The organism is Bacteroidota bacterium (genome assembly GCA_034723125.1).
Lineage (GTDB): Bacteria > Bacteroidota > Bacteroidia > CAILMK01 > JAAYUY01 > JAYEOP01.
Map to the genome: position 1 here is coordinate 1 of JAYEOP010000414.1, position 9,822 is coordinate 9,822.

The 9,822-nt window shown below is 30.6% G+C and carries 3 protein-coding genes; all 3 read left to right on the top strand.

The window, feature by feature from the left end; all coding sequences use genetic code 11:
• The coding region (locus U9R42_11020) for a DUF5011 domain-containing protein (GenBank protein ID MEA3496557.1) at positions 1-3,356 on the top strand (3,356 nt) is incomplete at its 5' end.
• 124 nt (positions 3,357-3,480) lie between these two features.
• Positions 3,481-9,495 (top strand): alpha-2-macroglobulin family protein, encoded by a 6,015-nt coding sequence (locus tag U9R42_11025; GenBank protein MEA3496558.1) that lies wholly within the window; start codon positions 3,481-3,483, stop codon positions 9,493-9,495.
• The gene (locus tag U9R42_11030; GenBank protein ID MEA3496559.1) at positions 9,488-9,640 is read left to right on the top strand and encodes a phosphotransferase; all 153 of its coding nucleotides are present in this window, start codon (positions 9,488-9,490) and stop codon (positions 9,638-9,640) included. Before U9R42_11025 ends, U9R42_11030 begins: the two co-directional genes overlap by 8 nt.
• Positions 9,641-9,822: the final 182 nt, after the last annotated feature.

Sequence of the window (9,822 nt, forward strand, 5' to 3'; positions counted from 1 at the left end):
CAAAAGATGCTAAACAAGGTTATTGGTGGTATCACAATGGAGTATTCAAAACAAATGACTTACATTATACTACAACATTTGGAGCAGGAACATATTCCGATACAATATCACTTACAGTAGAAAATTGTGGAGGTACAGATACATATACAAAAATAATTGTTATTGATACACCTAGTGCTGCTCCAAATGCAAGTTTTATTGCTGACTTAAACTTAGTTCAAACATATTATCCTGTACAATTTACAGATATTTCAACAAATTGCCCAAGTTCATGGAGTTGGACTGTATCACCTGATTCTGTTTATGATGGAGGATTAGGTGTTTGGATGTCAACTATTACTTATATCCCACCAACTTTTCCAACATCACAAAATCCATTGATAAGTTTTGATTATCCTGGACAATATAAAATTTGTTTGACCGCTTCAAATATTAAAGGAGCTAGTAGTACTTGTAAAGAGGAGTATATTATTGTTAAACCATCACAATGGATGTGTATGTATGTAATGCCATCAGTATCCAATTCAATTTTCGGATATCTTTATGATGATGGTGGACCACAATCTAATTATATCGATAATCAAAATTGTGAAATTGCTCTTACACCTTGTGCAGAAGAATTAACATTTTCATTCTCAGAATTTAAAGTAAGTTCAGGAGACTATTTCCGAATTTATGAAGGAAAAGACAATACAGGTACACCACTTTGGAATCAAAGTATTTTTGGAACAAATGGTATTACAGGTAATCTTGGATCTAATAATATGGATACCTCTTATACATCAAATACAGGTTACATATTTATTGAATGGGAATCAAATGCTTCCGGTACCAATACTGGTTTTGAAGGTGAATGGTTTGGAGTGGAAGGAAATTATCCTAAACCTAATGCATATTTTGAAGGACCTGACACTGTTTGTCTTGGTGCACCAGTATTTTTTGAAAATCTAACAAAAAATGATAATTATTCTTATTCATGGGATTTTGATAATGACGGATTTGTAGATTCTTATGGTGAAGATGGAGAATTTTCATATATGTTTCTTCCATGGAATAATCCTGTTAAATGTAAACTAACAGTTACAAGTTGTGGTGGTGATAGTACATTTACAAAATTCGTTTACGTTAAACAACCAAATACTGCACCTATACCTAATTTTACTGCTGATGTTACAAGACCTGTTGTATCAAAAGACGTTGTAACTTTTACCGACTTATCCGAAGGTTGTATTAATACATGGGAATGGTCAATTTCTCCAACATCATTTACCGCTGTAAATGGATTCCCTAATTCAAGAAATCCTCAGGTAACATTTAATGACACAGGTTATTATCACGTTACACTTAAAGGTGGATATTTTGGAAAAGATAGTACAATAACAAAAGACAGCTTTATTTATGTTATTAATTATTGTTATCCTAATGTTAAAAATTTAAATCCTGATATTGGAATAAGCAGAGTAGTAATTGCCGATATTAACAACTCATCACAAATCGGAAGTCAAGGATATACAGATTATTCAGGTTCAAGTGCCACAGCACTTGATTTGCAAGGTAAATATCTAATTACTCTTGAAAGAAATACTACTTACAATGCAATGAACAGAAAAGTTTGGATTGATTTTGATATTGATGGAGAATTTGATGCTAGTGAAATAGTTGCACAAGAAGGTTCAGCACAAACAATCTCTTGGTCAGATTCAATAGCAATTCCTGCTAATGCTACAGAAGGTGCTACAAGAATGAGAGTGGCAACAAGTCTTGGAAGTATGTCAAATGACCCATGTGGTGAAAGACTATTTGGTGAAATTGAAGATTACAGAATTTTTATACGACCTGATGCAACACCTCCTATTATTACTTTAATAGGACAAGATACTGTTACACTTGATCAGTGTACATGTCCTTATAACGAAGCAGGTGCTTCAGCACTTGACAATATTGACGGTATTGTAACAGCAAGCTTAGTAAGTAATAATGTAGATTGTTCTGAAGAAGGTATTTATTATGTTACTTATGAAGCAAAAGATAGCAGAGATAATTTAGCAACAAAAACAAGAGTAGTTATTGTTGAAGCCGACAACATTAATCCTACAGTTTCACTTGTTGGAAATGCTGTTTATTACAATGAAGTTCATAATGCTTATGTAGAACCCGGATATACTGCTGATGATACTTGTAGCGGATTAGACACTGTTTTGATTCTCGGAACAGTTAATTTCCATGAATTAGGTGAATACATACTGAATTATGTTGCTTACGACAACAAAGGAAATACTGACACTGTTTCAAGAAAAATTGTTGTTGGTGATACAACATTACCACAAGTTAGCCTTAAAGGTTATTCAATTGTAACTATTGAAGTACACAATCAATTTAATGACGAATGGGTTGATGTAAGTGATAATTACTGCGATAGTGCAGATATAATTGTTTCTGTAAGAGGTAGTGTTGACACTGAAAAATTAGGTAGTTATTCATTATATTATGATGTTACAGATTGCAACGGAAACGGAGTTGTTACGGTTTCAAGAACAGTAAATGTTGTTGATACTACTGCTCCTGTTATTACTTATAATTATAATGATGGAGATACAATTACTGTTGAAGTATTTGACAGATTTGAATTACCTAATCTACAAATTACTGATAACTATGATGAAGGTTTGAATGCTTTAGAAACAGGTTCTTTTATTACTACATTCCCAAGCAGAGAAGCCACTACATTAGGTGTTTATGATGCAGTTTATACTGTAACAGATGCTTCTTTCAACACTGAAAGCATCACACTTTATATCAAAGTTGTTGACACTGAAAAACCCATTATTACTTTAATTGGTTTATCAGTTGAAAATGTTTGCAGATACGAAGAAGTTCTAACCGACTCTGTAACTGTTAGTGATAATTATTATAGCTATACAAATACTGATGTTAACAGAACAGGTTCTTACTTTACTGACTATCTAATAAACAGAAGAGAAGGCTTTTATGCAATTAGATATAACATAACAGACGGATCAAACAACGTTGCTGATGAAGTAGTACGTTATATTGATGTTGCTTACTGTGCTTACAAATACGATGCAACAGAAGAAACAGGATTATCTGAATTAATTAGTGTTTATCCTAATCCTACCAAAGGAATATTTGTACTTGACATTGAATTGCCAAAGGCAGAAAATATTAATGTACAGATTGTAAATACATTAGGAAAAACAATAAAAACAATTGACTTAAGAAACATTACAAAAGTTAATTATGAAATTGATTTAGGAGAATTTAGTAATGGATTGTATTTCGTAAGAATTCAAACAGATAACGATATTTCAGTTAAGAGAATTACTCTTACTAAATAATCATTCTTTCTAATTTTTTTACAAATCCCGATGTCATTTGATATCGGGATTTTTTTTTGTTTAAATTTTTCTTAAACGAATTAGTTTTTGTTTTGTATCTTTCAAATTCAAAAAAAATATCACAATGAAAAAACTATTTGTATTATTTGTTTTTACCACCTTTCTATATTCATGCTCTAACAAAATTCCTGATAAAAACACAACAACTATTGTTTCAAAGGAAAATAATCCTGACTATAAGGAATTATGGGAAGAAGTAAATAAATTTGAAGAAGAAGGTAAACCTAAATCAGCGGTAGAGGCTACAAAAAAAATATTGTTTCTTGCGAAAAAAGACAAAGTTGCTTCTCAACATCTTAAAGCTGTTATTCATATTGTAAAATACAGCAGAGTGTTTGAAGAAGAAGCAAAACAAAAAAATATTGACTTTTTAAATGAGGAAATAGCACAATCGGAATTTCCTGCAAAGCAACTTTTAAATTCGGTTTTAGCAGAAATATATCAAAATTACTATCAAAATAATAAATATAAAATTTGGGAAAGGACTGCAATTCAAGGGCAAAAACCTACTGATTTTAAAGAATGGGATACTAAAACATTCTACTTAAAAATCAGTAATCTGCACGAAAAATCATTATTGCAAAAAAAGGAATTACAAAAAATTTCTGTAGCAGAATTTAAAGATATAATTATTAAAGGCGATTCTAACCAAAAAATCCGACCTACATTATTTGATGTGTTGGCTCATCGTGCTATTAATTTTTATAAAAGCAATGAATTTGCAAATGTAAAACCAATTGAAGAATTTGAAATAGAAGGAAAAAAATTACTTGTTGATGCTGAAAATTTTATAAATGTCGAAATTAAATGCAAAGACAAAAGCTCATCAAAACACAATGTTCTTAAACATTACAAAGAATTATTAAGTTTTCATAAAAATAATAAATATGTAGAAGCATTTGTCATTTCCGATATTGAAAGAATAAAATATGTTTTTGATAATACCGCATTTGCCGAAAAAGAAAAAGCATTTTACAATGAATTAACAAGAATCGAACATAAATACAGCAAAAATTCTATTACTGCTGATGCCATTTACGAAAAAGCATTATTAGTTTACAATGGTTATCGTCCGGAAAAAACCTATAATATTCCACTAAAAAAAACAGCAATTAATCTTTGCGAAAAAGCAATAGAAAATTTTTCCGGCTCAATTGGAGGAAATAAATGTTTGGCACTACAATATCAAATTAAAGAAAAGGATTTGAACATTAAGTTACAAAAGACTTTGCTGCCAAATGAATACTCCAAGCTATTAATTGAATACAAAAATATTGATAAAATTTTTGTTAAAATAATTTCTCTTGATGAAAACAAATATCATGAATTACAAAGTCTTAGGTGGAAAAGAGATTTATTGTACAACAAACTCCAAAAATTTGAACCATTGTTTTTATTTGATTCAGAATTACCGCTTCCTAAAGATTATGAAAATCACAGCACTGAATTAAAAATCCCAAAGCTACCTTATGGAAGATATGCAATAATGCTTAGTGCAAATAAGGATTTTACTAAAGAGAGTAACAAAATAAAATATTCTTTCTTTCAAGTTACAAAATTGAGTTTGATAGAAGAAAAGCAAATTGATAATAAAAATAATCATAAATTTTATGTTATTGATGCTAAATCAGGGGAAGCACTTGAGAATGTAACTATTGAATTGACACGAAAAAAGAATGAAAAAATAGTAGAAAATATTAAAAAACAAACTAATAAAGATGGCTTTTTTGATGTTGCTAACACTCATATTTCAGCAAGATATAATTTTAGATTAACGAAAAGAGATGATATATTTTTAACAACAAAATGGATTGGGAAAGGATATGAAAGGTCAAAAAAAGATTTTGTGAAAACATATTTTTTTACCGACAGAAGTATTTACAGACCCGGACAAACAGTTTATTTTAAAGGAATTGTTGTGAAATTTAATCACGACAAAACAAAAAGCGAAATAATAACTAACTATGCTTCAGCAGTTAAATTTTATGATGTAAATCGTCAAGAGATTTCTAAGCTAAAAGTAAAAACAAATAATTTCGGTTCTTTTCACGGAAGTTTTGTTATTCCTACGGGATTGTTAAATGGCAGATTTCAAATTGTAGAAAAAAATGGAAACAGTTGGATAACAGTGGAAGAATATAAAAGACCTAAGTTTGAAGTAAGCACAGATGAGGTAGAGAATTCGTTTCAACTTGGTGATAAAGTAACAATTACAGGAAAAGCTAAAAGCTACTCGGGAATTTCAATTTCCAATGCTAAAGTTAGTTACAGAATTGTACGAAATATAAGATATCCTTATTGGCATGACTGGTGGAGACCAAAACCAATACACTCCGGAAAAGAAATTAAACATGCTATTGTAGAAACTGATGATAATGGTAATTTTACTTTTGATTTTATTGCCAGTCCTGATAAATATATTTCTAAAGAAAGTAAGGCTATTTTTAACTATTCGATAGACATTGATGTAACGGATATTAATGGAGAAACACAAAGTACAAACAAAATTGTAAAGGCAGGATATGTTGCTGTTAACGCTTCTGTAGATTTGGATGATTGGGTAAGCTCTGATAAATTGAATAAGTTTAAAATAACAACAACTAACCTTGATGGAGCAACGATTGAACTTAATGGTGAAATAAGCATTTATAAAGTTAAAAAATTTGAAAAACTGTTACGGAATAAGTTATGGAGTGCTCCCGACCAATTTATTATTGATAAAAATAAGTATGACAAATATTTTCCTTATGATGCTTATAGAACTGTAGGGTATAGCCATACACACAGGAAAAAAGATTTGTTGTTCCAACAAAAGCATAACTCATCTAATGATGTAGAGATTGATAAAAATAAAATTAATGCACTGAAATGTGGTAGCTACGAGATTGTTTTTAGAGCAAAGGATACTTTTGGAAATAATGTTGAAATTAAGAAACCTTTCATTTTATTTGATGAGACAAGCAAAGCATCTGCAATCAAATCATTTTCATATTTTATTCCTGTAAAAACAACTGCTAAGCCCGGGGAAAAAGCAAAATTTATTTGGGGCTCTGCCGATACAAACGCTGTTGCTTTAGTAAAGATTTTACGAAAAGATAAAGTTATAAATGAACAAATTATCAAACTCACTAATGGACAAAAGTTAATAGAAATCCCTATTAAAGAAGAACATAGAGGTGGATTGAGCATTAATATTTTAAGTATTAATGAAAACAGAATTTATAAATACACATCAAGAATTCATGTTCCTTGGGACAACAAAAAATTGGATATAAGTTTTAAAACATTTCGTTCAAAATTAGAACCCGGGAAAAAAGAAACATGGACAATAAAAATTAAAGGTAGCAACAAAGAAAATGCTTTTGCAGAAGTTCTTGCTACAATGTACGATGCTTCACTTGATGCCATAAAAACACATAATTGGAATTTTAGCATTTATCCTTTTTTTGGTGTGTCAAGCATTTTTTCTGATGATTATAATTATCAAATTTCATATTCCGGGGAATTCTCGAAATATTGGAATAAATACTTTTATTCAAAAGACAGGAAATATGACAAATTGAATTTCTTTGGAATGAGCTATGGATACTTAGGCTACATGGGACGTAATGGAGGTAATCAGGTTTATTCCATGGCAGAAAAAGAATCCGTTTTGGAAGAAGTTGAAGTAATTGAATATAAAAAACCTCTTATTCTTAAAGATGAAGGTGCTGATAAAAAGTATAATGTAAAAAAAGAACAAATTCAAATTAGGAAGAACCTGCAAGAACTTGCATTCTTTTATCCTCAGCTACAAACTGATAAAAACGGAGAATTGGAATTGAATTTTACCTCACCAGAAGCACTTACAAAATGGAAATTAATGTTGCTTGCTCATTCAAAAAAACTTGAAATTGGTAAAAAAAGAAAATTTATTGTTACACAAAAAAAATTGATGCTAACAACAAACAACCCAAGATTTTTAAGATATGGTGATATAATTAAATACTCTTCAAAGCTTAGCAACATTTCGGATAAAAATCAAAAGGGAGAAATAGAATTACAATTACTTGACCCTTATACCCTAATGCCTCTTGACAAAAAGTTTGGATTAAAAACCACAAAATATTATTTTGAAATAAAAAGCAAAGAAAACAAAAATTTTGTTTGGGAAATAAAAGTTCCCGAAGCTTTGGAAATGGTAGTTTTTAGAGTAATTGCTTCTACGCAAAACTTTAGTGACGGTGAAGAAAATATTATTCCTATTTTTCCTGATAAAATCCTTGTTACAGAATCTTTGCCACTTTATGTTAAAGAAGGTGAAAGCAAAACATTTACTTTTGATAAACTCATTAATTCAAAGGAATCAAAGACTTTAACAAATCAATCTCTTAGTCTTGAAATAAGCTCCAACCCTGCTTGGTATGCAGTTATGTCTTTGCCTTATCTCATTGAATTTCCTTACGAATGTAATGAGCAATTATTTAGTCGTTTTTATGCAAATACCATTTCAAGTAATATCATTAACTCAGATGCAAGAATTAAAAATGTTTTTGAAAAATGGAAAAATACTGATGCTTTAAAATCGCCATTACAAAAGAATGAAGAACTAAAATCCTTAATGCTCGAAGAAACTCCATGGGTACTTGCAGGAAAAAATGAAACAGAACAAAGACAACTTATAGGATTGCTTTTTGATGAAAATAATATCAATAACCAACTTAATGAAACTATAAATAAATTAAAAGATAATCAACTTTCTGATGGTTCATGGGCATGGTTTAAAGGCATGAAAGGAAGCAGATTTATTACTCAATATATTATTTCAGGATTCGGGCATTTGAAAAATCTAAATATGAATATCCAAAACAAAAAGGATGTTGATGAGATGATTGAGAAAGCAATAAGGTACATGGATAATCAAATGCTTAAAGATTACAAACAATTGAAAAAAAACAAAGTTGATATGAATAAAAATCATCTCGGATATTTTGAAATTCAGTATTTGTATTCCCGAAGTTTTTATCCGAATATCAATAAAAGCATTGAAGTTTTAAAGGTATTTAATTATTGGACAAAACAAGCGGAAAAATATTGGTTAAAGCAAAATTTGATGTCTAAAGCTATGATTTCACTTTCATTAAAAAGAGCAGGTAAAGAAGAAGTAGCAAAAAATATAATTGCTTCGTTAAAAGAATATTCAACAACGAATGAAGAACTTGGAATGTATTGGAAAACAAATGCTTCTTCATATTTCTGGTATTCTGCACCAATTGAAACACAGGCAATTCTTATCGAAGCTTTTGATGAGGTAACAAAAGATGAAGATGCAGTAAACGATATGAAAATTTGGCTATTGAAACAAAAACAGCTTCAAAGTTGGAAGACTACAAAATCAACAGCAGATGCTTGTTATGCCTTGCTACTGAGAGGTAATGATTGGCTTTCGAGTGGTGATGGTTTAAAAATTTATATTAATGATAAGAAATTTGATGTTCCTAAAGAACAGAAGGAAGAAGGAACAGGATATTTTAAACATAGATGGGAACAGAACTCAATAAAACCTGAATACGGAAAAATAAAATTATCAAAATCTGATAAAGGAATTGCTTGGGGAGCAATGCATTGGCAATATTTTGAACAGATGGATAAAATAACTTCCCACAAAACTCCATTAAGTTTAACAAAAGAAGTGTTTGTTGAAAAAAATACAAATGCAGGAGCTGTTATTAATAAAGTTACCGAAAATTCTTCACTTCAAATCGGAGATAAAGTTAAAATCAGAATAGTATTGAAAGTTGACAGAGCAATGGAATTTATTCACATGAAAGATTTGCGTGCTACCTCTTTAGAGCCTATTCAAAATCTATCGGGCTACAAATGGCAAGCTGGATTGGGTTATTACCAAAGCATTAAAGATGCATCGGTTAATTTCTTTTTCGACTGGCTACCAAAAGGAACTTATGTTTTTGAATACTCATTGCGTGTAAGTCAAGCAGGTGTTTTCCAAAATGGAATTACAACTATCCAAAGTATGTACGCTCCTGAATTTAATAGCCATTCGGAAGGAGTGAAATTGAGAGTTGAGGGGGATGATTGAGGTGCAAGATGCAGGATGCAAGATGCAGGATGCAAGATGCAGGATGCAAGATGCAGGATGCAAGATACAGGATGTAAGATGCTGGATGCAGGATGCAGGATGCAGGATGCAAGATGCAGGATGCAGGATGCAGGATGCAGGATGACTGCCGACTGAGGACTGTTGACTTCTTTTATTTGAAAGCTCCAAGATACCATCATTGCGAAGGAAGAATGACTGAAGCAATCGGATGAAAGAATTGTTTATTTGTTTATTTGGTGATTTGTTTCAATAGTCATTTAGTGGTCATTTGCTTCGCTGTCATTTAATTGTCATTAAGTTGTTTAT